The 23,592-nt window shown below is 60.6% G+C and carries 23 protein-coding genes and 1 pseudogene; 13 read left to right on the top strand and 11 right to left on the bottom strand.

Annotated features, from left to right (window positions below):
• Positions 1–36: 36 nt before the first annotated feature.
• The gene (locus AKJ29_RS08890; RefSeq protein WP_055189969.1) at positions 37–981 is read right to left on the bottom strand and encodes a zinc ABC transporter substrate-binding protein; all 945 of its coding nucleotides are present in this window, start codon (positions 979–981) and stop codon (positions 37–39) included.
• Positions 982–1,130: 149 nt separating this feature from the next.
• Here AKJ29_RS08890 and AKJ29_RS08885 point away from each other — a divergent pair, with 149 nt between their 5' ends.
• The 7 genes from AKJ29_RS08885 (at position 1,131) to rpsD (ending at position 7,346) form a co-directional block, all read left to right on the top strand.
• Positions 1,131–1,610: a transcriptional repressor gene (locus AKJ29_RS08885; RefSeq protein WP_055190540.1), complete on the top strand. Its 480-nt coding sequence runs from the start codon at positions 1,131–1,133 to the stop codon at positions 1,608–1,610.
• Positions 1,607–2,440 carry an ATP-binding cassette domain-containing protein gene (locus AKJ29_RS08880; RefSeq protein ID WP_055189967.1) on the top strand — a complete coding sequence of 278 codons (834 nt, stop codon included), beginning with the start codon at positions 1,607–1,609 and terminating at the stop codon, positions 2,438–2,440. The genes AKJ29_RS08885 and AKJ29_RS08880 overlap by 4 nt, the downstream gene beginning before the upstream one ends.
• Positions 2,437–3,243, top strand: coding sequence for a metal ABC transporter permease (locus AKJ29_RS08875; protein ID WP_055189965.1), 807 nt, complete (start codon positions 2,437–2,439; stop codon positions 3,241–3,243). Before AKJ29_RS08880 ends, AKJ29_RS08875 begins: the two co-directional genes overlap by 4 nt.
• 212 nt (positions 3,244–3,455) lie before the next feature.
• Entirely contained in the window at positions 3,456–4,508 is a 1,053-nt protein-coding gene (locus AKJ29_RS08870; protein WP_055189963.1) for a lipid A-modifier LpxR family protein, read from the top strand.
• A 197-nt stretch (positions 4,509–4,705) separates the two neighbouring features.
• The gene (locus AKJ29_RS08865) at positions 4,706–5,767 is read left to right on the top strand and encodes a Hint domain-containing protein (protein ID WP_055189961.1); all 1,062 of its coding nucleotides are present in this window, start codon (positions 4,706–4,708) and stop codon (positions 5,765–5,767) included.
• A gap of 134 nt (positions 5,768–5,901) precedes the next feature.
• A complete protein-coding gene (locus tag AKJ29_RS08860) occupies positions 5,902–6,336 on the top strand; it encodes a hypothetical protein (RefSeq protein WP_055189959.1) in 435 nt (144 codons plus the stop codon).
• Between the two features lie 389 nt (positions 6,337–6,725).
• Positions 6,726–7,346, top strand: a complete 621-nt coding sequence (gene rpsD / locus AKJ29_RS08855) for a 30S ribosomal protein S4 (protein ID WP_055189957.1) — start codon at positions 6,726–6,728, stop codon at positions 7,344–7,346.
• 164 nt (positions 7,347–7,510) lie between these two features.
• Here the strand turns inward: rpsD and AKJ29_RS08850 are convergent, their stop codons facing one another.
• Complete coding sequence (locus AKJ29_RS08850) at positions 7,511–7,825, bottom strand: DnaJ family domain-containing protein (RefSeq protein WP_055189956.1); 315 nt, start codon at positions 7,823–7,825, stop codon at positions 7,511–7,513.
• An 87-nt stretch (positions 7,826–7,912) separates the two neighbouring features.
• Between AKJ29_RS08850 and AKJ29_RS08845 the strand changes: the two genes are divergently transcribed.
• The 4 genes from AKJ29_RS08845 to AKJ29_RS18695 all read left to right on the top strand — a co-directional run bounded on the left by AKJ29_RS08845 (position 7,913) and on the right by AKJ29_RS18695 (position 11,714).
• A complete protein-coding gene (locus AKJ29_RS08845; RefSeq protein WP_074963825.1) occupies positions 7,913–8,392 on the top strand; it encodes a MarR family winged helix-turn-helix transcriptional regulator in 480 nt (159 codons plus the stop codon).
• A gap of 330 nt (positions 8,393–8,722) precedes the next feature.
• Positions 8,723–9,859: a histidinol-phosphate transaminase gene (hisC, locus tag AKJ29_RS08840; protein ID WP_055189954.1), complete on the top strand. Its 1,137-nt coding sequence runs from the start codon at positions 8,723–8,725 to the stop codon at positions 9,857–9,859.
• The gene (locus AKJ29_RS08835; RefSeq protein ID WP_055189953.1) at positions 9,856–10,797 is read left to right on the top strand and encodes a prephenate/arogenate dehydrogenase family protein; all 942 of its coding nucleotides are present in this window, start codon (positions 9,856–9,858) and stop codon (positions 10,795–10,797) included. The genes hisC and AKJ29_RS08835 overlap by 4 nt, the downstream gene beginning before the upstream one ends.
• The gene (locus AKJ29_RS18695) at positions 10,794–11,714 is read left to right on the top strand and encodes an extensin-like domain-containing protein (RefSeq protein ID WP_074963824.1); all 921 of its coding nucleotides are present in this window, start codon (positions 10,794–10,796) and stop codon (positions 11,712–11,714) included. Before AKJ29_RS08835 ends, AKJ29_RS18695 begins: the two co-directional genes overlap by 4 nt.
• A gap of 186 nt (positions 11,715–11,900) precedes the next feature.
• On the opposite strand, the pseudogene AKJ29_RS18690 reads toward AKJ29_RS18695, so the two are convergent.
• Positions 11,901–12,659: pseudogene (locus AKJ29_RS18690) on the bottom strand (IS5 family transposase).
• Here AKJ29_RS18690 and AKJ29_RS08815 point away from each other — a divergent pair.
• Entirely contained in the window at positions 12,653–13,054 is a 402-nt protein-coding gene (locus tag AKJ29_RS08815; RefSeq protein WP_235477402.1) for a hypothetical protein, read from the top strand. The pseudogene AKJ29_RS18690 and the gene AKJ29_RS08815 sit on opposite strands and share 7 nt — an antisense overlap.
• 54 nt (positions 13,055–13,108) lie before the next feature.
• Here AKJ29_RS08815 and dtd read toward each other — a convergent pair whose 3' ends face one another.
• From dtd to AKJ29_RS08775, 8 genes are all read right to left on the bottom strand, one after another.
• A complete protein-coding gene (gene dtd / locus AKJ29_RS08810; RefSeq protein ID WP_055189947.1) occupies positions 13,109–13,546 on the bottom strand; it encodes a D-aminoacyl-tRNA deacylase in 438 nt (145 codons plus the stop codon).
• A 133-nt stretch (positions 13,547–13,679) separates the two neighbouring features.
• Positions 13,680–14,348 carry a nitroreductase gene (locus AKJ29_RS08805; protein ID WP_055189945.1) on the bottom strand — a complete coding sequence of 223 codons (669 nt, stop codon included), beginning with the start codon at positions 14,346–14,348 and terminating at the stop codon, positions 13,680–13,682.
• A gap of 7 nt (positions 14,349–14,355) precedes the next feature.
• Positions 14,356–15,483 carry a TFIIB-type zinc ribbon-containing protein gene (locus AKJ29_RS08800; RefSeq protein WP_055189943.1) on the bottom strand — a complete coding sequence of 376 codons (1,128 nt, stop codon included), beginning with the start codon at positions 15,481–15,483 and terminating at the stop codon, positions 14,356–14,358.
• A 197-nt stretch (positions 15,484–15,680) separates the two neighbouring features.
• Positions 15,681–16,856, bottom strand: a complete 1,176-nt coding sequence (locus AKJ29_RS08795) for an SPFH domain-containing protein (RefSeq protein ID WP_055189942.1) — start codon at positions 16,854–16,856, stop codon at positions 15,681–15,683.
• Positions 16,857–16,926: 70 nt separating this feature from the next.
• Positions 16,927–17,961, bottom strand: coding sequence for a DUF2927 domain-containing protein (locus tag AKJ29_RS08790; protein WP_055189939.1), 1,035 nt, complete (start codon positions 17,959–17,961; stop codon positions 16,927–16,929).
• 1 nt (position 17,962) lies between these two features.
• A complete protein-coding gene (locus AKJ29_RS08785) occupies positions 17,963–19,120 on the bottom strand; it encodes a toxic anion resistance protein (protein WP_055189937.1) in 1,158 nt (385 codons plus the stop codon).
• Between the two features lie 27 nt (positions 19,121–19,147).
• Positions 19,148–20,056: a 5-bromo-4-chloroindolyl phosphate hydrolysis family protein gene (locus tag AKJ29_RS08780; RefSeq protein ID WP_055189935.1), complete on the bottom strand. Its 909-nt coding sequence runs from the start codon at positions 20,054–20,056 to the stop codon at positions 19,148–19,150.
• 504 nt (positions 20,057–20,560) lie between these two features.
• Positions 20,561–21,613: an alkane 1-monooxygenase gene (locus AKJ29_RS08775; protein ID WP_055190534.1), complete on the bottom strand. Its 1,053-nt coding sequence runs from the start codon at positions 21,611–21,613 to the stop codon at positions 20,561–20,563.
• A gap of 218 nt (positions 21,614–21,831) precedes the next feature.
• Between AKJ29_RS08775 and AKJ29_RS08770 the strand changes: the two genes are divergently transcribed.
• The gene (locus tag AKJ29_RS08770; RefSeq protein ID WP_055189932.1) at positions 21,832–23,517 is read left to right on the top strand and encodes an NAD(P)H-dependent oxidoreductase subunit E; all 1,686 of its coding nucleotides are present in this window, start codon (positions 21,832–21,834) and stop codon (positions 23,515–23,517) included.
• Positions 23,518–23,592: the final 75 nt, after the last annotated feature.

Below are 23,592 nucleotides of genomic sequence, written 5' to 3'. Positions count from 1 at the left end.
AAAGCGTTCCGGCTCAGCGACTATTTCAGCGACCTGTTAGGGAAGGCACCCGGCAAGGCTGTTGCCCATGTTGCGCAAAAGATCGCCATAGAGCGCGGGCCCCGGTGTCAGGCGGGTGCCCAGCGGATCAATCACCCGGACCTCAACGCCGGTGCTGTCAAACACGGTGGCAAACAGGCCCGGATCAAACTGCGGTTCCGCAAGCGCGCAGCGGATGCCGTTTTCACGCACCACCTCTTGCAGCGCGATCAGCCGGGCCGGGCTGGGCCGACTGGCATCACCCAGAGAAATTGCCCCCGCAGCGGCAAGGCCGAAATGGCTTTCAAAATACTGATAGGCGTCATGGAACACCACGAAAGGGGTGGACTGAACCGGGGCCAGCTGGGTGCGAAGCTCACCTTCCAGCGCGGTCAGCTCTGCGCGGGCCTGATCCGCGTTGCGTTGATAGGTGGCCGCGTGCTCGGGGTCGAGATGGGCCAGGGTTTCGGCAATCCGCGTCAGCCAGAGATCCGCATTTTCCGGGGCAAGCCAGGCATGTGGATCCGAGCCGCCGGGGCGGTGGTCATGCCCGCCATGGTCCTCATGGTCCTCATGGTCCGTCTTTCCGTCAAAGACCGGCGTGTCGCGCAGGGCCAGACGCCGGGTGCCGGGCAGGGTCAGAAGCTCAAGCTGGGTTGCCTGTGACGCGATGGTCTCCAGCGGTTTTTGCAGCCAGGGCACAAGGTCATGGCCCATCCAGACCACCAGATCCGCCTGCGCAAGGCTGGCCGCCTCCGAGGGGCGCATCGCATAGCCATGCGGAGAGGCGCCGGGCGGCAGGATCAGCTCGGGCGTGCCCACCCCCTGCATCACCTGCGCCACCAGGGAATGCACCGGGGCGATATCGGCGGCCACTTTCGGGACCTCTGCCAGCGCGGGCAGGGCAAGCAGGAGGGGGCTGGACAGAATTGAGGTGAACGCAAGAAGGGGGGAGAGTCGCATCGGGTTCCTGTTACTTTATAACATCGCTGCTCGCTTGCTATATGTAATACTATATCATATCAAGTGAAAAATCCGGTGTCTCAGAGCGCCCCTAATTCGATGGACTTTCAATGACCCAATCCGTTGCAGACCCCCACAGCCGGGACGACATGGCCACGCTGGGCTTTGCCAAGCATGATCACCATTCCTGCATTCATACTGCCCTTGAGGCCGCTCAGGCCCATTGCGCCCGCGAAGGGTTGCAGCTGACGCCGGTGCGCAAACGGGTTCTGGAAATCCTGCTCGATCGTCATACCGCGCTGGGCGCCTATGAAATCCTCGATATGCTGCGCGCAGAGAAGCTCGGCTCGCAGCCCCCGGTGGCCTATCGCGCGCTGGATTTCCTTGTTACCCACGGGTTCGCCCATAAGATCGAGCGCCTGAACGCCTTTATCGCCTGTGCCCATCCCGACACCGAACATGCCCCCGTCTTTCTGATCTGCCGCGCCTGTCAGGCCGTGGCCGAGACCCATACCGACCTGACCGTGGGGCGGCTGGGGCAGGCGGCCGGGGCGGTGGGGTTTGCCATTGAACGCATGGTGGTTGAGGTCGAGGGGCTTTGCCCCAATTGTCAGGACGCGGCCGCATGACCCTGATCCAGACCGAAGCCCTCTCCGTGCGCCGGGGGGGCAAACCAATCCTGACCGGTGTGGATTTTTCGCTGAGCAAAGGCGAGATTGTCACCATTGTCGGTCCCAACGGGTCGGGCAAATCCACCCTGCTGAAACTGCTGATCGGGGCAGAACGCCCCAGCGCCGGCAAAGTCCACCGACAAAAGGGGCTGCGCATCGGCTATGTGCCGCAAAAGCTGCATATCGACCCGACCCTGCCGCTGACCGTTGCCCGGTTTCTCAACCTGCCGCAGCCGGTCGACAGGGGGCAGGCGCAGGCGGCCCTGGAACGGGTGGGCGCGTCAGGGCTTGAGCAGCGCCAGATGACCGACCTGTCCGGGGGCCAGTTTCAGCGTGTCCTGCTTGCCCGTGCGCTGCTGATGGAGCCGGACCTTCTGGTGCTGGATGAGGCCACGCAAGGGCTGGATCAACCCGGTTCTGCGGCCTTTTACCAGCTGATTGAAGAGCTGCGTCAGGAGCTGGGCTGCGCGGTGCTGATGGTCAGCCATGAGCTGCATGTGGTGATGGCAACCTCGGACCGGGTGCTGTGCCTCAATGGGCATGTCTGCTGTCAGGGCGCGCCGGAACAGGTGGCGTCGGCCCCGGAATACCGCGCGCTGTTCGGATCGGGCACCCATGGGGCGCTGGCCCTTTACCGGCATGAACATAATCATAGTCATGACGGGCACAGCCATGACGGGTGCAACCACGATCAGGGTCCTGCGCCCTCACGCGCGCAGGCAGATCAGGCCGGTGAAGATCAGACCCGTGCAGATCAGACCCGTGCAGATCAGAAAGGTGCGGTATGAGTTTTCTGGATGCGTTTATGGTGCGCGCCGCCCTGGCCGGGCTGGGCGTGGCGCTGGCCGCTGCCCCCTTGGGGTGTTTTGTCGTATGGCGACGAATGGCGTTTTTTGGCGATGCCACCGCCCATGCGGCGATCCTTGGCGTGGCGTTGTCGCTCAGTTTCGAAGCGCCGGTTTTTGTCGGGGTGCTGATCGCCGCGCTGGGGATGGGCTATGCGGTCTCGACCCTGAGTGTGCGCGGACATGCGATGGATACGCTGCTGGGCGTGCTGTCCCATTCCGCCATCGCCTTTGGCCTCGTGGCGGTGTCCTTCCTGTCCGGTGTGCGGGTTGATTTGATGGCCTATCTGTTTGGCGACATTCTGGCGGTCAGCCGGATGGATCTTCTGGTGATCTGGGGCGGCGCGCTTGCGGTGCTTGGCCTGCTCTGGTGGCGCTGGTCTGCGCTTTTGATGGCAACGCTGAACCCGGATCTGGCGGCGGCTTCGGGGATTGATCCCCGACGCGAGCAGTTGGTCCTGACCCTGGCGCTGGCCCTTGTGGTGGCGGTGGCGATCAAGGTGGTTGGGGTCCTGCTGATCGGTGCCATGCTGGTGATCCCGGCGGCGGCGGCCCGTCCCTTTGCCGCCACGCCCGAGCGGATGGTGCTTGGGGCGGTGGGGTTGGGGGGGCTGTCTGCGCTGGCCGGATTGCAACTCTCGTTCTGGATCAACACCCCCACCGGGCCGACCATTGTCTGCGTGGCGGCGAGCCTGTTTGCCCTGGTGGCGCTGGGCGATGCGCTGCGCGCGGTGATCCGGTCCTAAAGCGTCCCCGGGACCAATCGGGCTTGCGTGCCGGCCCCGAAATTTCTGCTGTATTGGCATCCAATGCCGCTTTCTGGTTTGCGTACCGTATATGCAGGAAAAGTCATATTTTTCGCCCAAAAATAGCGGGAAATTTCGAAAGATTGTTCGAATCATCCAGTTAAGGTTAATGTCGAAGCGCAAAGGGTGGGGGCCCTGAACTTGGATTTGACATGCGCAATTTGATTTCAAACCTCCCCCGCAAAGCGATCCCGACCCGCGCGGTCCTTGCCCCACGGCGACGTTTGGGCAGCCCTTGCCTACGCGCGGCACGGGGCATTTCCATCTGGTTTCTGGTGCTGCTGACGGTGCTGCTTGGCACTGTCCCGGCACAGGCGGAAGGGGGGGCAGAAGTGCAGGCACACAGCGATGGGTCGGGCTTTGCCAGCCTTGGCTACGGGCGCGTGTTCACCAATGATATTATCGGGGATGGCGATGACCGCTGGCGCACCGGTGCCTATGTCCTGTCAAATCTGCGTGGCCCCAGGGGCACCCTGTCCCTGCCGGACCGGATCGGTGTGCTGTATGAGCTGCGCTTTGGGGTGCAGATGATCGCTCCTGCCAATCTGACTGAGGGTGGGTCGGAGGACCGGCCCTATGCGGGGGTGATTTCTGCAGGGCTGCACAGTTATTTCCAACGGGGCCGGGCCGAGCTGCGCGTCGGTCTGGATCTGGTCGCCACCGGTCCGTCGACAGGGGTGGGCAATTTCCAACAGTGGTTTCATGAGCGTTTCGACATGGTGCCCCCCTCGGACAGCGTGCAGCAGGCACAGATCGGCAACAGGATTTTCCCCACAGCCTCGTTTGAAATTGCCCGCCCGATGCGCTTCGGCGTGGCCACGCTGCGCCCGTTCCTGTCGGCACAGGCCGGGGTTGAAAGCTATGCGCGGATTGGCGGGGATCTGTTGTTCGGCCCGGCCTATCGCAACCCGGTGCTGCTGCGGGACGTGACCACGGGACAGCTTTATCCCGGCCTGCAACAGGCCTCCGACCCCGGTTGGTCTTTCCTGATCGGTGCTGACCTGGCCCATGTGTTTGACAGCGCGTTGTTGCCGCAGGACCGGGGGCTGGATCTGACGGACCTGCGCGCCCGTGCCCGCGCCGGGGTGCAGCGGCAGGGGCGGCGATGGGGAATGTTTTACGGCCTGACCTGGCTGGGACGCGAATTTGACAGCCAGCCCGAGGGGCAGCTGGTCGGCTCGGTCAGCCTGCGGATGGCCTTCTGAGGGCGTGGAAAAGGCCCGCTGATCGCTGTTTCGACAGGCCCCTATCTACAGCGCCTGTTCTGAACCTGTCTTGCGCCCTGTGTCCTTTTCGCAAGAGGACCTGTCCAAAAGATGTGGAAAGGTTAACAAGCCGCTTCACAGGCCGAATCACCTCTGCTAATGTGCCTGCAATAAAAAAGAAAATGGCAGGTACAGGCATGAAGACGGGCTATCGTGGCACGTTTGTCATCTCTTGGGCGCAGACGGAAATTGACGGTTTGGCGAATGCTGCCAAATCCGTATTGGGTATGGGCGCCATCTGGCGCTGGACCGGCGCGCCGTTGCGGGTGGACGGACCACAGGATGTGCTGAGGCTGACCGAAGCCTCGGGCGAGGCGGATCTGCGCAGGCGGGCCGCGAAAATGGTGCATAAACTGGTGGGGGCCGCGCTGGTTCCGGGCCTCTCGATTGAGGCTGCACCGGTTGAGGATCCCCTGCTTAATATGGGGTTCAAGGTCACGGACGGGCACCGGAGTTTCACCATTACCCTGATCGAGGTCGGTCCCGGCAAGACGCCGCTTCTGATGTTTGTGGATGATGTGCCGCCGGCTGATACCGATCTTTGGGTGGTTGAGGCCCGTCTGGAACCCAGCACGGTGAACCGCCTGACCGATCAGCCGACTGGCGTGATCTGTTTCACCCCCGGCACACGTATCCGCACCCCCGAGGGCGAGGTCCTGGTCGAAGACCTGCGCGAAGGGGACCAGATCCAGACCCGTGACAATGGCGCGCAGACGCTTTTGTGGATTGGCCAGCGCCGGATTTCCGGGGCGCGGCTGTTTGCGATGCCGGAGCTGCGGCCGATCCGGGTGCGGGCCGGTGCCCTGTCCAGCGGGCAGCCGGATGAGGACCTGCTGGTCAGCCCGCAACACCAGCTTCTTTTGCGCGGGGACCGGGCCCGCGACCTGTTCAACAGTGACGAAGTGCTGGTGCGTGCGCAGGATCTGGTGGATGAACGCCGGGTGATCGTGGATGGATCCGTGCGGGAGGTGACCTATTACCACCTGCTTCTGGAGCGCCATCAGGTGGTCTGGGCCAACGGGGTTGCCGCGGAGAGTTTCCACCCTGCGGGCACGGCGCTTGAAACCGTGGAAGACGCGCAGCGCGCGCGCCTGTTTGAGATGTTCCCGGCACTGGGCCTGAACCCGATGAGCTATGGGGATTATGCCCGACGCACATTGACAAAGGCCGAGGCGGCGATCTTGCGCGGAGTGGCGTAGGGTGATTTCGTGTTGTTGGAGTTCGCAGCGAGTATTGAAGTTGGCTCTTTTCGCCCATCGCAGAACGTCTTCGAGATAATTAGTGGCAGGTGCGACCTCGTGACTGAAAAAACTACGACGCGATCTCGGGCCTTTTGCGGGTCACCGAAGCAGTGGAAAGTGAGCTTGAGCGGGTAATTGCCTCGTTGGTTAAAAGGCCAGATGGATTGTTTACTACGTCTCCAAGACTGTCATTCGGTCACAAGGTGAATTTGTTAAGAGCCGTTTGGGAGCGCGAACCTGAACAGGCAGACAAAATTTGCAGCGTTTTGCAACGCCTGAATGATCTGCGAAATGCTGTTGCCGACGCGGATCCTAAGAATATTAGTGGATGTTATACAGCATTAACCGAAGCATATCGGGAGATTGATAGTAGTACTGGAGATGAGGTGGATGTTCTCACAGTGGCCCAGAGTATATGTCTGTTCTTGGGTGATGGGTCGATCATGACTGACTTCATGGCAATGACGGAAGCGCTGGACAATCTTGTCAATGTTAAGATGCCAAAGATTTTAGGGGGGGCAAAGTAGATTGCCTCAGATGTTTAAATCTTACCCACGTATCGGTATTGCTTTGACTGGTAATTGTGCTTGCTCTTTTACCACTTCCCCGTTGACACGCCCCTCCACCCCGCTATAAGCGCCCAGTCGGTCCCGTTCAGGGGCCGCAATCATTTGGTGTTGGTGGCCCTCGCAAGAGGATGCCTGTCAAGCTCGAGAGCCCCGATCATTTTAGGGTGTGCCGCAAGGCCCCTTAATTTGCCGGACCCGGTTCAAAGGCGAGAGGACAACGCCCTTTATAGTCGCGGTTTGGCCGGGGCGGGGAATACTTAACGGGTGCGAAGGTCCGCTTTTGCAATCCGAAAAGTGGGAACCGGTTTTCGGATCAGATTGCGAAGCCACTAAAAAGGATATCAGCTGTGACGAAACGTACCGCTGCCAAGTATAAAATTGACCGCCGCATGGGCGAAAACATCTGGGGCCGTCCGAAATCCCCGGTGAACCGTCGTGAATATGGCCCCGGCCAGCACGGCCAGCGTCGCAAGGGCAAACTGTCGGACTTCGGTCTGCAGCTGCGCGCCAAGCAGAAGCTGAAAGGCTACTACGGCGACCTGACCGAGAAACAGTTCCGTCGCATCTACGGCGAAGCCGAGCGTGTGAAGGGCGACACCGGTGAAAACCTGATCGGTCTGCTGGAGCGCCGCCTGGACGCCGTTGTCTACCGCGCCAAGTTTGTGCCGACCGTCTTTGCCGCCCGCCAGTTCGTGAACCACGGCCACGTGACCGTGAACGGCAAAAAAGTGAACATCCCTTCCTACCGTGTGAAAGAAGGCGACGTGATCGAAGTGCGCCAGAAGTCCAAGCAAATTGCGCTGGTTCTGGAAGCTGTGGCTCTGGCCGAACGTGATGTTCCGGACTACATCGAAGCCGACCACTCGAAAATGACCGCCACCTTCACCCGCACCCCCGGCCTGTCGGACGTGCCGTACCCGGTGATGATGGAACCCAACCTCGTGGTTGAATTCTACGCGAAGAACTAAGCACCCGCTTAGGCTTCGCCGATCCACAGAATTACGAAAGGGCTGCGTTTATCGCGGCCCTTTTTTTCTGGTGTGTGGCCAGGTGACATGAATGTCGGTCATGCGGACGGAGCTGACGTTCGCCCTCGGTGATGCGAGGTCCGCTTCGCCGAGTTGACGGCTTATCAGCTAAAGAACTTTCGCCGTGCTTCTCGTTCTATTGCGTGGCGCAACTGAAGATCGGCCAACTTCTTCATTTCCTGCTTCCTTTGCAGCGGGTCGGTCGTCCCTTGCAAAACCAAAAGTTGCGCGTCCACTGCCTTTTTCAGCTCGAACTCGCGAGGAACAAACCCAGCCTGCGCCATGATACGCATTCCGACACCAATTGCATCTTCGCTCGGACGATTGGGCAAAGGCTTTCCCGCACCCTCGAGATCGTTGAGCTTTCCTTCGGCTTGCGCCTTCAGTATCTGCTGTTCCGCGAGGTTGCCAGAAGACATGTTGTCATCCGTTATTGAATCTAAAGTCCACTTGGAATACGCAAACGCCGAGATAATGTCAACTCAGTTGACAATGATGAGGGCCATATGAAATCTGCCTCCGGAGAAGACCTTTACGCTGGCGTACGACTTGTGCGACCGCTGCTGCGCCGCATTACCGCGCGCGTCGAACGGGACTTGCAGGGTACGGATATTTCCGTCGGACAAAGAGCGATCCTTGAAGCGCTCCACGAAACGAAGCGTGCCACTGCGCCTATGCTAACCGAATGGCTCGACATGAAGCGGCAGTTCGTGGCGCGCGAGCTCAAGGTCCTACTGAAATCCGGCATGGTCGAGAAGTCAGCAAATCCCGATCATGCTAGATCGCCTTTTTATGTTTTGACCCACGAAAGTGCCGACCTGATTGGCGCCGTTCGCGAGCGTGAAAAACAGGCTTTCGAGGCGTTCGCTGATCAATTCACCGTTGGGGAGGTCGCTTCTTTCCGCAAGATCATGGAGGCGTTGTACGGTGCCATGCTGGTCGATGAACATCGAGTTAACCATCACAAGACGGGCAGCGGACATTGATGCAAAGTGCAGCATCAGTTAAAACGGGCTCGAAGCGGACATTCAATCGCTCCATGGCACTGCTCTGACTTCTGCAAGACCTGGAAGAGTAAGGCCGCATTTGCAGGCATTAACCCCGCACCGCAAAGCCACACATCCCCAGCTAAACCCCCTGTTGGCGCTTTCCCCCTTTCCCCTCCCCGTGCCCCCCTCTACAACCGCCTCAGGCGTTTCGCGTTCGACCAGGGGTGGAAATAGGGCGAAACCTGCGGGTCATGGATGTGTCACGCAGCGTTTTGTCTTTCCCCAACCTGCGAACAAAGGCAAAACGCTTTTGAAGGAGATACGGTGATGGCGAAGATTGAGCCCCAACCAGGGATCATGACAATCAAACCCTATGTGGGCGGGGCCGCGAAAGTGGCGGGCGTTCAGAATGTGGTGAAACTTAGCTCAAACGAGAACCCGTTTGGCCCCAGCCCGGACGCGGTTGAAGCGTTCAAGCGCGCGGGCCATGATCTGCATCGTTACCCCAATACCGACCATGCGGCCCTGCGCAAGGCCATCGGAGATCTGCACGGGCTGGACCCCGAGCGTATCATCTGCGGTGTCGGCTCGGATGAGATCATCACCTTCCTCTGCCAGGCCTATGCCGGGCCGGGGGACGAGGTGATTCACACCGAACATGGTTTCTCGATGTATAAGATTTCCACCCTGGCTGCCGGGGCAACCCCGGTTGAGGTGCCAGAGCGGGAACGCATGGTGGATGTGGATGCAATCCTTGCAGGCGTGACCCAAAACACGCGGCTTGTGTTCATTGCCAACCCCGGCAACCCGACCGGCACCATGGTGGGGATGGGTGAACTGGCCCGTCTGGCGGAAAACCTGCCGCCACAGGTGCTTTTGGTGCTGGATGGGGCTTATGCCGAATATGTCGAAGGGTTCGATGGTGGCGCGTCGCTGGTCAGCATGCGCTCAAACGTGTTCATGACCCGGACCTTTTCCAAGATGTATGGGCTTGGCGGACTGCGCATTGGCTGGGGCTATGGCACGGCCGAGGCGATTGATGTGCTGAACCGTGTCCGCGGGCCGTTCAACCTGTCGATGCCGCAACTCGCCGCCGCCGAGGCCGCCTTGCGCGACCGTGACCATGTGGCGAAATGCCTGTCGGAAAACACCCGGTTGCGCGGCTGGATGGCCGAGGCGCTGGCGGAAATCGGTGTGCCCTCCGATACGTCCTGCGCCAATTTCATCCTCGCGCGGTTTGCCACGGAAGACGAAGCCAACGCGGTGGATGAATATCTGCAATCCGAAGGGATCATCGTGCGCCGGGTGGCGGGCTATGGCCTGCCCAATTGCCTGCGGATCACCGTGGGGGACGAACCCTCCTGTCGCCGCATCGCCCATCTGGTGGGGCGGTTCAAAGGGGTGATCCCGGATCCGAAACAGGCCGGCAAGGCAAATGCTGCGACGAAGGAGGGGCAGGTATGAGCACTCCGGGCCAACCCGTTTACAACCGCGTCGCCCTGATCGGTCTTGGCCTGATCGCCTCCTCCATGGCCCATGCCATGCGCCGCGCCGGTCTGGCGGCTGAGATTGTCGGCACCGCGCGCTCTGCTGAAACCCGCGATATCACCCGAGAGATCGGGTTTTGCGATCGGGTGGTGGACAGCGCCGCCGAGGCGGTGAAAGAGGCTGACCTGGTTGTGCTGGCCGTGCCGGTGGGGGCGATGGGGCGTGTGGCCGAAGAGATCGCACCGCATCTGATGCAAGGCGCCACTGTGACCGATGTCGGGTCTGTGAAACAGGCCGTGATCGAGGCTGTCGGGCCGCACCTGCCCACGGGTATTCACTTCATCCCCGGCCATCCGCTGGCGGGCACCGAACATTCCGGTCCGCGCGCCGGATTTGCCGAGCTGTTTGACAACCGCTGGTGCATCCTTGTGCCCAATGGCTCTGATCCGGCGGCGGTGGCCCGGCTGCGGGCGCTTTGGGAAGGGATGGGGGCCAATGTGGAAGAAATGGAGCCCGACCATCACGACCTCGTGCTGGCGGTGACCAGCCACACCCCGCACCTGATCGCCTATACAATGGTCGGGGTGGCGGATGATTTGCGCCGGGTGACCGATAGCGAGGTGATCAAATACTCCGCTGCGGGGTTTCGTGATTTCACCCGGATTGCGGCCTCCGACCCGACCATGTGGCGGGACGTGTTCCTGACCAACAAGGACGCGACACTGGAAATCCTCGGCCGGTTCACCGAAGAGCTGTTTGCCCTGCAACGGGCCATCCGCACCGGGGATGGGGAACAGCTTTTTGACTATTTCACCCATACCCGTGCGATCCGTCGCGGTATCATCGAGGCCGGACAGGATACGGATGCCCCGGATTTCGGTCGCGTTGGCCAGCACGAGGCCAAGCGGAAATGATCGGGCGGGGGCTCGGGGCGCTCTTGCTGGTGACCGCATTGTGCGGGCAGGCGGCCCTCGCCTACGCGCCCGAACGATCTGAGCGCCCCCTGTTGCGACCGGGCACCCCGGTTTTGGCGCTTCCCGCAAAGCCGCAGTTTAACGTGGTTGTGCGGTATCACGCGGATATTCGCCCGCGCCTGCGTCCTGGCACAGCGACCCCGGGCACAGCGATCCCCGCAACCGCTCCGGTCAGCGCAGGCCAGCCGGCCGTGATCGCGGCCTCTCCGACCAGCCCCTATGCGGTTGCCCGCTCTCCCCGCCCGCAGCTGCGTCCCCGCAGCCTTGTGGGGCAGGCACGGGTCGCCACGCCGCAGAAAACACCGGTTTCCCTGCCGCAATCTACCGGGACATTCGGGGCGATTTGCGGCTCTCGCCGGATCCGGGGACAGAAAGTTTCCACCATTTCCGGCACCCTGCCAGGCTGCGGGCTGCGCGGGGGCGTGAAGGTCAGCGAAGTGTCCGGTATCCGCCTGTCCACCCCTGCGGTGATGGATTGCGATACCGCCAAGGCGCTGGACAGCTGGGTGCGCAAAGGGGTGGTGCCCGCAGTGGGGCGCCTGGGCGGCGGCCCGGCAGAACTTAAGGTCATCGCCCATTATGCCTGCCGCACCCGCAACAACAAACCGGGGGGGAAAGTGTCGGAACATGGCAAGGGCAAGGCGGTGGATATCGCGGGCCTGACCTTGAAAAACGGTGCCCGAATTTCGGTCCTGAAAGGGTGGAAAGACCCGGTGCAGGGCAAGGTGCTGCGCGCCATGCACGCCTCGGCCTGTGGCCCGTTTGGCACGGTGCTGGGCCCGGATGCGGATCGCTATCACAAGGATCACCTGCATCTGGATACGGCGCGCTATCGGAGCGGATCTTATTGCCGTTGAGGCGGAATGTCTCTTGCCAACAAGGGGCCGCTCTGGTCCCGTTTTCTAGTTTTCTAGTTTTCTAGTTTTCTAGTTTTCTAGTTTTCTAGTTTTCTAGTTTTCTAGTTTTCTAGTTTTCTAGTTTTCTAGTTTTCTAGTTTTCTAGTTTTCTAGTTTTCTAGTTTTCTAGTTTTCTAGGGTCAGGACTCATAACCAGAAGATGATTGTTGCTGCGAGATAGATGGCCGATCTGAATGTATGGGCACATCTGTCATAGCGTGTTGCGATCCGTCGCCAGTCCTTGAGCCTGGCAAATAGGTTTTCCACACGATGTCGAGTTTTGTATATGGTCTTGCAGTAATCGATTGTTTCTTTGCGGTTTTTCTTCAGCGGGATGCATGGTTTGATCTTCTGGTCGGCCAGCAAGGTTCGGATTTTGTTGCTGTCATAGCCGCGATCACCAATCAGGGTTTCTGCCTTGGGCAAGTCCTTGAGCAAGACATCCGCACCCTTGAAGTCGCTGCGCTGTCCTTCGGTCAGGTGAAGCCGGACGGGCCGCCCGAGGTTATCACACAGGGCATGCAGCTTTGTGTTCAGCCCCCCCCTTGGTCCGCCCAATCAGTCTTGGCTCGTCGCCCCCTTTTTGAGGCTAGAGGCGGTGCGATGGGCCTTCAGGTGAGTGGCATCAATCATCAAAACGTTTCCGGCGTCGCCTTGTGGCTTGGCCAATTCATCAAAAACCTGTTCGAACACACCATTCTCCGACCATCGCCTGAAGCGGTTGTAGAGCGTTTTGTGCGGACCGTATTCAGCGGGGGCGTCGGCCCATTGCAATCCGTTCTTAATGACGTAGATGATGCCGCTCAGAACCTTGCGATCATCGGCGCGGTCAACGCCGCGCACCTTTGGAAAGAACGGTCTGATCCGCTCAACCTGTTCTTCTGTAAGCCAAAATAGTCGTGACATGGATGCTCCTCCTTGCCACTATGAAGCACAAGAAGACTGATCATGGAATCCTGTTTGCACCGATGAAGAATATTTGCGTACCTGTTGATGCGCCTGCTGCTTCGCGCCTCAATTCTGGCGAGGAGCGAGACGGAGATTTGACTGAGCTGAACCTGAATACCCGCGACTTCGGCCTGTTGTTCTCATCAGGTTGGGCCAGAGCCGTCAATGACAGGTTGGGAATACTTATCGACGACTATGAAGATGAGCGAATAGAAGATCGGGAAAAGTTGCTCGATCTAATCACGCTTTCAGAGGTGTTCGCTGAGAACACGGGCGAAAAAATATTCAGAAAGCTGGCAGAACTCGCTGGTGTGGCGGTAAGCCGAAAAAACTCAATTCACTTCTATTTTTGACAGATTAATAGGTCCTGACCCTAGCTTTCTAGTTTTCTCCAGCAGATCCCGGTCTCAGATCTCCATCCAGATCGTGACGGGCCCATCGTTGACCAGCGACACTTTCATATCTGCGCCAAACTGCCCCTGTGCAACCTTCATGCCCAGGGCGCGTAGCTGATCGGCGAAATATTCATACAGACGGTTGCCTTCCTCCGGTTTGGCGGCCGTGGAAAACCCCGGTCGGTTCCCGCGCGACGTGTCAGCAGCCAGGGTGAACTGGCTGACCACAAGTGCGGCGCCGCCAATATCGCGGACCGACCTGTTCATCTTGTCGTTTTCGTCCTTGAAAATCCGTAGTTTGGAAATCTTGGCCGCAAGCTGATCCGCGTTGGCGTCGCTGTCGCCTTCCATCGCGCAGATAAGGATCAACAGCCCGGGGCCGATTTCGCCGATCACGTCGCCATCCACCCGGACGGCAGCTTCTGAGACACGTTGGATAAGAGCGCGCATGGGGGTCCTCTCTGCGGGTTTAATCTTCTGCGTTGCTTTAGCGCTCAGCCCCGTGCCTGTCCATCGCTTAGCCTGTCCATTGCTGAGCCCATCCTTCGCTGAGACAGGCCCGCACATATCTTCCAGACCCGGCTCAGCCGTGCCAGCGCACCCATTCGCCCAAAGGCGCGCGGGTGGTGCGGAACTGGTTCACCGGGGCCTGCGGGTCAGGGCGGCCAAAGGCGATGCCGCACAGGATCACCCTCTCCTCGCTGATGCCAAACCAGTCACGCAGAAAAGGGGCAAATGCGGCGACGGCGGCCTGCGGAATGCTGCCCAGCCCCAGCGATTGTGCCGCAAGCGCAAAACCGGTGACAAACCCGCCGCAATCAAGATAGGCATATGGGCCCAGTTCACGCGGGGCCGAGATCAGGGCCATGTGCGGCGCGCCGAAAAACCGGAAGTTTTCCAGCATCTGCTGCCCCGATGCCACCCGGTCTCCGCGCGCGATCCCGACACTTTCATAAAGCTGGAGGCCACAGGCTCGGCGCCGATCCTGATGCGCGCCACTATAGGCGGAAGGCCAGTCGAGATCCGGGGCGTGGCTGTTATGTAAGGCATGGTTGTAAAGGGCTGCACGCAGGCGATGGGTTTCCTCCGCGCGGGTGATCTCAACCTGCCAGGGCTGGGCGTTGCACCAGCTCGGCACTTTCTGGGCGGCGGTCAGGATCTGGGCAATCTCGCGGTCGGACAATGGGGCCGGCAGGAAGGCGCGACAGGAATGGCGGGTGCTGAGCAGGGCGTTGAACGCGTCGTAATCCATCTGGGCCTCATTGATTGATGGCGATCAGGTAACCGATCCCTGCGGCGAGGATCAGCCCGAACAGAACCGCAACCGTAATCTTGGCGGCAGACCACGGACGTTCGCCCTGCACCCGGCCGGTCTGACCATTGACCACAAAGCGATAGGTCTTGCCGCGATATTTATAGGCCGCCAGCCAGACCGGTAGCAGGATGTGTTTGAACCGCACATCGGACACTTCCGTGTCAAGCGATGTCACCCGCTGCCGATCCCCGCCAATGTCAAATTTCACATCGCGCAGGATCACCCGGTCCATATGCGCCCGCGCTTCGGCAAACCCCTCGGCCAGTTCCACCGTGTATCCTTCGGCCTGAAACCCGGCGAGGTAATCCGGGCTGTAGGGGGTCAGGCGGGACAGATCCCAAGGCGCCAGCGCATCGGTATAGCGTTTCGGCAACCCCCGTGAGGCCAGCACCAGCACATCGTCGAAAAACCGTGCAACCCGGCCGGACCGCGACGACCAGCGGGTTTTGCGCACGCGTCTGGTCTGGCGTTTTCCATCCACGATCACCACGCGGTCGACATAATAATCGTCACCGCGCTGCCCCAGATACCGCGTGTCGGTCTGGGCGTCATATGTCCAGTAGGGCACATAAATCCCGTTCAGTTTCCGCCCCTTGCGGGCATAGTCCTGAAGGCCGTTTGGTGCAAACCACAGTCCGCCCAGCCAGCGGGTCATGGCGTCGCGCGCGGCGGTTTCGCCAAGGGCAAAAGGCACCACCCCCCTGGGTTTGATCTGTCGGTAGGTGCCGCTGTCGGCCACCACCGGGGTGGCGCAGAATGGGCATTCGGCGGCATGGCGATTGGGGTCGAACTCGAAGATCGCGGCGCAGTTGGGGCAGGTCGTGGCGCGGGCTTCGATACTGTCTGCCTCGGGCAGGGCATGGGTGAGGGCGGCGCGGTAATCCAGCTCGACAATCGCTTTCACCCCCGCCTCGCGGGTTCGGGTCAAAGGGGAATGAAACCCGCAGTGATCGCAGCTCAGATCCTCCGTTTCGGGGTCAAACCGCAGATCCGCCCCGCATTGGTCGCAGGGGAAACGGTGTTCGGCCTCTTGCGGCGCGGGGGCTGGGGGCCTTTGGGGAGGGGTGGACATGGGATTTATGCCTTCGGCGAGGATATTTAAAGCGTTTCGAGAGTAACTTGAGACACAAGTTGATTTCGAAACGCCCGCAACATCAGTAGGTTTCGAGCGTTTCGCCTCATTATTGTGGCTCAATAATAAGTCGAAACGCTTTAAGACAAGAAAAAAGGGGCGGCGGTCCCATCCGCCCCGATCAGATCAGGTGTCGATCATGCGCCGGGTGGCGGCGGCGGGGCAACGGTGAAGAGCTGGGCCAGTTCCGGCACGTCTTCGGCGAAAAGCCAGCCATCCTGCCCCGGTGTCCAGACATGGGTCTGGCGCGAGAGGCTTCCCTCGGCGGCCATCCGGCCCAGTTTTGCCTTGGAAAACGGGCCGGTGGTTTTGCCGTTTTCGGCCAGGTGCCAGAGTTTTTCGACCGGAGGCGGGGGTGGGGGCATGGTGCGGGTGGCCGAGACAGTCCGAGGGAGGGGCGCGCCCCATGGTCCGGCCTGCTGGCTGTTCTGGGGGCCGGTCTGTGCACGATCCCCATTTTGGGCCATTCCCTGCGCCATACCCTGGGCCATTGCCATGCCCATGCCGGCGCCCATGCCCGCCCCCATCGAGCTTGCCATGGCGCTGTTTTCCGCGCCCATGGCTTCGGCTGCATTGAATTTCATGTAATTGTCGAGATTGCCCGCAATCCCCATCGACGTACGCTTGTCCAGCACCGCTTCCACCGCGGGCGGCAGCGAGATGTTTTCGATGTAGAATTCGGGGATGGAGAGGCCGTATTCCCCCACGATGGCAGTGATTTCACGCGCCACGATCTGGCCCAGATCATGGGTGTTGGCCGCCATATCCAGCACCGGGATGCCGGCGCTGGCGATCACGCGCGAAAAGGCCTGCACGATGATATTGCGGATCTGGAAGGAGATCTCGTCCATGGTGAACTCGCCATCGGTTCCGACGATTTCCACAAGGAACCGTGCCGGATCGGTGACGCGCACCGCATAGGTGCCAAAGGCGCGAATGCGGGTGGGGCCAAACTCGGGATCGCGGATCATGATCGGGTTCTTGGTGCCCCATTTCAGGTCGGCAAAGCGCGTCGTGTTGACGAAATAGATCTCGGATTTGAAGGGGGATTTGAACCCGTGATCCCAGTGGTTCAGCGTGGTCAGCACCGGCATGTTGTTGGTCTCCAACATATAAAGCCCGGGGGTGAACACATCGGCCAGCTGGCCTTCGTGGATGAACACCGCCGACTGGCCTTTGCGCACGGTCAGCTTGGCGCCATATTTGATCTCATGCCCTTCGCGTTCGAACCGCCAGACCATCGTGTCACGGGTATCATCCACCCAATGGATCACGTCAATGAATTCGCCGGTCAGAAAATCAAAAATACCCATGATGTCCTCCTTCGGAGTGTTGGGGGGAATGTGGTGGGATATGGGGCCGTGCAGGGGATAGCATGTCTGCTCAGACCTCGTCATCTGTTGGGGATGTGTGGGGTGTTTGATCCGGGCGCGCGCTGCGATGTGCGGGGGGCACCAGCTCGCGGGCAATCTCGGTCACAATCGGGCGGGCCTCATCTGCGCTCATGCCGGGGCGCAGCCGCGCGTCATATAAGATCCGCAACAGCATCTCGTCATGGGTGGTGAGGCGGCCAAACTCCTCATCATCATTGAAAATCGACGGGCGGGCCTGCGGGCTGTCATTGCCGATGCCCAGCCCCTGCGCAATCTCCTCATGCAGGCAGGCGCCCATCATGCGCGGTGGGATTTCGGTGCGGATCACCACATCGGCCTTGGTCAGGGTGGCTGTGCCCTGTGGTGCGCGGGCCAGAACATGGCAATAATTGCGGCGATCAAGGCTGATCAGCGCTCGGATGGCGGCGGCAGAAAGCGTGCCATCCCCCCGCGACAGGCGGGCCTCCAGCGCGCGCCGTTCACGTTCATCAACGATGAAGATGCGCATATTGGCGCGGGGGTGGTCCGGTTTCAGGACCGAAATCGACAGACCGGTGATCCGCGCCAGCCGCGAGGCATAGCGGCGCGTGATCGCGGTGACTTGCTTCCGGGCGTCGGGATCCACCGACGCGCCGAAAGACAGCGACAGGCGCACCGGCCCGTCCCATCGGTTGAGGAATTGCGCAGGCGACTGACCGGATTGGCCGGCCCGGCCGGGCAGGGCATATTCACTGGAAAAGGCCAGGCGCATGAAGTTGCGCGCAAGCATCTCATCCGTAAAAGGCGTGTCGACACCGCCGTCATCACCGCGCAAAAGACCCTGCACCAGCAGCCCGCGCTGAACCCGTTCGTAATAGCCCGCCAGTTCGACGCTTTCGGCGGAGGGGGTGTAGATTGCGGGGGCGGGGCGGGGCTGTGGCACGGGCGAGGTTCGGACCCCGCCCTGAAACGCCAGACAGCCGGACAACAACAGGCTGCTGGCAAGGAGCGCGCCCTGCCATCCGGCCCGTCCGGCCACGCGAGAAAAGGCCGCGCGCCGTGTCATCTTACCCTGCTTTGGCGGGGGCGCTGGCCCGCGCGGCTGCCAGGGTTGCCTTCAGCTCCGCTTCCATCTTGATCAGCTCTTCCTCGGCCTCGGCGCGTTTGGCCTTGCCTTCATCGGCAATGCGCAGGCTGTCTTCGATCGTGCCGATCAGATCGGCATTTGCCGCCTTGATCGCCTCGATGTCGAACACGCCGCGTTCCATCTGTTCGCGCACCAGTTCATTGGCTTCGCGCAGGTTGGAGGCGTTGGCTTTGAGCAGTTCATTGGTCAGATCGGTGGCGTCCTTGACGGCGGCTGCCGCCTCGGTCGAGCGCTGGATGGTCACCGCCTGCGCCAGCTGGGTTTCCCACAGCGGCACGGTGTTCACCAGGGTCGAATTGATCTTTGTCACCAGCGACTTGTCGTTTTCCTGCACCAGACGGATCGACGGCAGCGATTGCATCGTCACCTGACGGGTGAGTTTCAGGTCATGCACCCGGCGTTCCAGATCATCGCGCGCCGCCCGCAGGTCGCGCAACTCCTGCGCTTTCAGCACCCCTTGCTCCTCGGGGGCATCCGCCAGTTCCACCTCTTTCGCCGGGATCACATCGGCATCCAGCTGGTCAATCTTCGCTTCCCCCGCCGCGATGTAAAGCGCCAGCTCGTCGTAGAACTCCAGAGTCTTTTCATAAAGCTTGTCGAGCGATTTGATGTCCTTGAGCAGCGTGTGCTCATGGGTCAGCAGATTGTCGGTGATCTTGTCGATCTGGCCCTGCACATCTTCAAACCGCGCCAGGAATTTCGCCGCAGGCGCGGCCCGGCCAAGCAGCTTTTCCCACCAGGACTGCTTGCGCCGCATATCCAGTTCCGAGACCGAAAAACCGCGAATGGTGGTGACCATGTCGCGCAGCCCGTCCCCTGCAGGCCCCAGATCCTTGTTGCGCACCCCTTGCAGCATGTCCTGGCTGATCACCTGCAATTCCGCCTGCGCGGCAGAGCCAAATTCGATGATCGACTGGCTGTCGCTCATGTCGATTTCATCCATGCGCTTCTCGATCTCGGCGCGGTTTTCCCCCTTGGTCTCAGACAGCGGCAAAAGGGCACCGGCCGGTTCGGGCAGGGTCACGGCGGTGACGTCCTGCAATTCCTTCAGCTGGGTTTCGGTAGGCAATGTCGACATGACCAGTTCCTCTTTAATTTCTGTCCATCAATCTTTGTCCATCCGCACGCCTTCACGTGCGAGACGGTCGCGAAGCACCTCGATCTCGACCTCAAGATCGGTGCGGTTGTCACTTAAAAGCGCCTGGGTCTTGGCGGCGAAATTCTGTTCCAGATCATCCAGCAGCGCCTCATAGTCGCGGCGCGCGATGGCATCGTGACTGCGGGTGTAAAGCTCGGTGAATTTCACCGTCGCATCACGCGCCCCGCGCAGATAGACCGACAGGAACTTGCGGGCAGCGGTCAGGTCGCGCGGGTCGTCCTCGACCACCCGGAACATGTCGCGCGCGGTCAGCTGAAAGGTCTCGACCCGGGCCGTCAGGTGGCGATCACGCAGCGCATCAACCGCGCGGCTCATGGCGCCCAGCTGCGCTTCGGCCTCTTCCACCACCCGGGCCACCCGGTCGGTCTGGAAGGTGTCCACCCCCTCGGCGGCCTTGTTTTTCAACGGGTCCGGGCCAAAGGAAAACAGGTGCAGCCCAGCCCCCAGAATGGCATAAAGCGCCGCCTCGATCGCGCTGCCCTGCACCAGACCCGCGGCCGCAAGGCCCGCACCGGTCAGGATGGCGGCAAAGATCTTGCGCGGAAAGGCCGGGCGGCGCGCCACCTTGCGCGCGTCATAGGCCTCATGCGCGGCCACCCCTTCGCGGGTCAGCCAGGCCGCCGCCAGCAAAAGCCCGGCCCCGACCAGTGACAGGGCCATTGGCGCGGGGTCGCGGAAAAAGGCCAGCCCCACCAGCGGAAGGGGCGCCAGGAACAGCAGGTTTACCCGCGCGCCGGCCCGTGCAGGCTGGGTCCCTTCAAACGGAGAGCGCTGCCGGAGTGGCGCGTTCTGCCCGTCGCTTTCAGGGCGTTTGGATCCGTTCGGACTGTAGTCGCCCCCGTATCGTTGCGCCATCACGCCCCCCCTGTCAGCGAGACATAGAGGATCAGCGCCACCAATGCGAAATAGGCGGTTTTCTGTAAGCCATTGCCACTCATGCCTTCCCTCCTGTCACGTGCATTTCAATATAGGCGCGGATCCGCTGCATTACCACGGGGTCGCCGGGTTTGGGCAAGCTGCCGCTTGGGGTATCCGTGATCGCAGCCGGGCGGTGCAGCGGATGCCGGAAGCCTGCGGTGCCTCTCCCTCCCTAATTGCCCGCATGTTCCGGTCGGGAACAAGGGGGAAAACCGGGGCGCAGTGCTCAGGATCGAGCTCAGGTTTGTGCTCAGGATGAGGGTTGGGATGGCGGGTGACGCAGGGTCAGCTTCCGAGGGGCCGATAAGCTTTACCGAAACCTGCCCTCGCACCCGGCCTTCCCGTGTCCTTTCCCGCGTCATTTCCGGGCGAAAAAGTTTAAACTTCGCTGATCTGCGCCGTGGAAAGTTTAAACTTTGGCCTTTCGGGCTGGGCAAAAGATTAAAGTTTGCGGATCATCTCCCATTTCGCCAGCGACCGCCGCATCACGCGTTTCCAGACCGGTGGAAACAGCGCAAGTGTCGCCATTGTCGGCAAGGGATAGGGCAGCATCGGTGCCCGGGTTGCATCCGGCAGGCGCAGCGCCGGGTAGGGGCGCATCGGATGGGCGTGGTGATCGGAATGACGTGGCGCATTCATCATCAGATGCGAGGTGAACCAATGAGGAGAGTTCCAACTGTGATGGTCCCCCACAGGTTCGTATCCGCCATTTTCAACGCGGGCCCGCATCAACCCGTAATGCTGCACGTAATCCGACAGAAGAAGCTGAATTTGTGCGTAAAAACAAAGGAATAGATAGGCGGCCAAGCCTTTGGCTCCAAAGATTGTCCCGACCAGAATAAGCATGATTGCCGCCCCGGCCAGATAGCCCGCATAGGGGTTAACCCGCCATTTTCCGGCCTGTTTGGCGCGGGCGATATCGGCTTTTTCCATCGCATATCCCGCGGTGAAAGACCCGATCCAGGCGCGTGGCGCAAAGGCATAGAAGCTTTCCCCCTCACGGGCGGAGTTTGGATCATCTTCTGTGGCGACAAACCGGTGGTGCACCTTGTTATGGGCTGAGGTGTGATGACCAAAAAGGAGCGAGATATAGACGAGTTTTCCGAGTATAAACAGGCGCTTATCTGATCTGTGGATCAGCTCATGCGCGTTGGAATTGGACACTTGTCCAAAGAAAAGTCCCGCCGCAAGCGCCAGGGCAATGCCGGGAAAGATCCCGATCCCGGTGCCGCCGGACAGGGCGAAAACCACCAGCAGCAGCAGGATGAAATGCGCGGTTGCAAGCAGGATCGAAAGCTGGTTCGCGGCGGTGAAATCCGCCTCCGGGTCGGCGGTTCCGGCCAGTTTTCCGATCCACTCATCCAAGACAAAAGACAATAAAGTCATATAGATAAGGGCTGATACCGCGAACCACCCGCCAAGGACCCCCCCCAAGAGCAACAGCGCCACCGGCGTCAGGGCCGCCATGGCAAAATAACGTAGCTTGTAACCCATCATCATGTCCTCGGACTATGCACGTTCGACTCCCCCAAGTGGGATAATCGGGGGGACTATCGGGAAATTTCACGGCCGAGGCAATCCATCCCACGAGCTTAATACGCAACCCGCCTTGCGGTGATCGGTGCGCAATCCGTTATGTCTATGTCGTTTTTGACATGTGTCCACTGAACCGTGCAGGGTAGGATTGCCCGGAACGGTTTTAGGAGTGGGCAATGGCCTTGGATGAGAAAAAAGGGATCTGGAAGAATGCGCGCGGCAAGGGGCGTAAGATGCCCAAGGGGCGCCAGATCGACCCGGTCGCATGGGAAGAAATTCAGGAATTACTTGGGGATAGGCCGCGTCGTCGTGACCTGTTGATCGAGTTTCTGCACCTCATCCAGGATCAATATGGCCATCTTTCCGCCGCCCATATCCGCGCCCTTGCGCAGGAGATTGGCACCGGTCAGGCCGAGATTTACGAAGTGGCCAGCTTCTATGCCCATTTCGATGTCGTGAAAGAAGGCGAGACCCCTCCGCCCGCGCTGACCATCCGCGTCTGTGATTCACTGGCCTGTGAACTGGCCGGGGCCGAACAGTTGCAAAAGGCGCTTGAGGAGGGCCTGAAGGCTGAGGAGGTGCGGGTTCTGCGCGCGCCCTGCATGGGGCGTTGCGACACCGCACCGGTTCTGGAACTGGGCCACAACCATATTGACCACGCGACACCGGAAAAGGTGCTGGCGGCGATTGAAGCCGGGGATACTCACGCTCATATCCCGGATTATCAAACACTTAGCGCCTATCAGGCTGAAGGTGGATATGCCGAGCTTGCCAAGCTGCGCGCCGGCGGCGACTGGAAAGACGTGCAGGACACGGTGCTTTCTGCCGGGCTGCGCGGCCTTGGTGGGGCGGGCTTTCCGTCCGGCACCAAATGGGGCTTTGTGCGCGCCAATGAAGGGCCGCGCTATCTTGCTGTCAACGGCGATGAGGGGGAGCCCGGCACCTTCAAGGACCGGTATTATCTCGAACGCACCCCGCATCTGATGCTGGAAGGCATGCTGATCTCCGCATGGGCGGTCGAGGCTGAGACCTGTTTCATCTATATGCGCGACGAATACCCGGCGGTTCTCAAAATTCTCGCAAATGAAATCAAGGCGTTGGAAGATGCCGGGCTGGTTGACCCCGGTTATATCGAGCTGCGCCGCGGGGCAGGGGCCTATATCTGCGGCGAAGAAAGCGCGATGATCGAATCGATCGAGGGCAAACGCGGCGAGCCGCGCCACCGTCCGCCTTTTGTGGCGCAGGTGGGGATCTTCAACCGTCCGACCCTTGTGCATAACGTCGAAACCCTGCTTTGGGTTGCCCGCATCCTGCGTGAAGGGCCAGAGATCCTGACATCGGTGGAAAAGAACGGCCGCAAAGGATTGCGGTCCTACTCCGTGTCCGGTCGGGTCAAGGCCCCCGGTGTGCATCTTCTGCCGGCAGGCTCCACCATCACCGATATCATCGAGGCCGCCGGTGGCATGCTTGATGGGCATAGTTTCAAGGCGTATCAGCCGGGTGGCCCGTCCTCTGGCCTGCTGCCTGCGTCGATGGCGGATATCCCGCTCGATTTTGATATGCTGCAGCCGCATGGCAGTTTTATCGGCTCTGCGGCGGTGGTGGTCCTGTCCGATCAGGACAGTGCTCGGGATGCCGCGCTTAATATGCTGCGCTTTTTCGAGGATGAAAGCTGCGGTCAATGCACCCCCTGTCGTGTGGGCTGTGAAAAGGCCGTGAAGCTGATGCAGGCGGAGAAATGGGATCAGGCCCTGCTGGAAGAGCTGAGCGCCACCATGGTGGATGCCTCCATCTGTGGTCTGGGCCAGGCCGCACCGAACCCGATCCGTCTGACGATGAAGCATTTCCCGGACGAGGTCTGATCCCGCGGGCAAATGCAGTCAAACGCCATTTAAGGGGTGCCATGTCCGGCGCCCCTTTTTTCTTGTTCCAAACAT

Source organism: Aliiroseovarius crassostreae (assembly GCF_001307765.1).
GTDB lineage: Bacteria > Pseudomonadota > Alphaproteobacteria > Rhodobacterales > Rhodobacteraceae > Aliiroseovarius > Aliiroseovarius crassostreae.
Note: the sequence above shows the minus strand (reverse complement) of the source record. Positions and strands in the feature narration are given on the sequence as shown.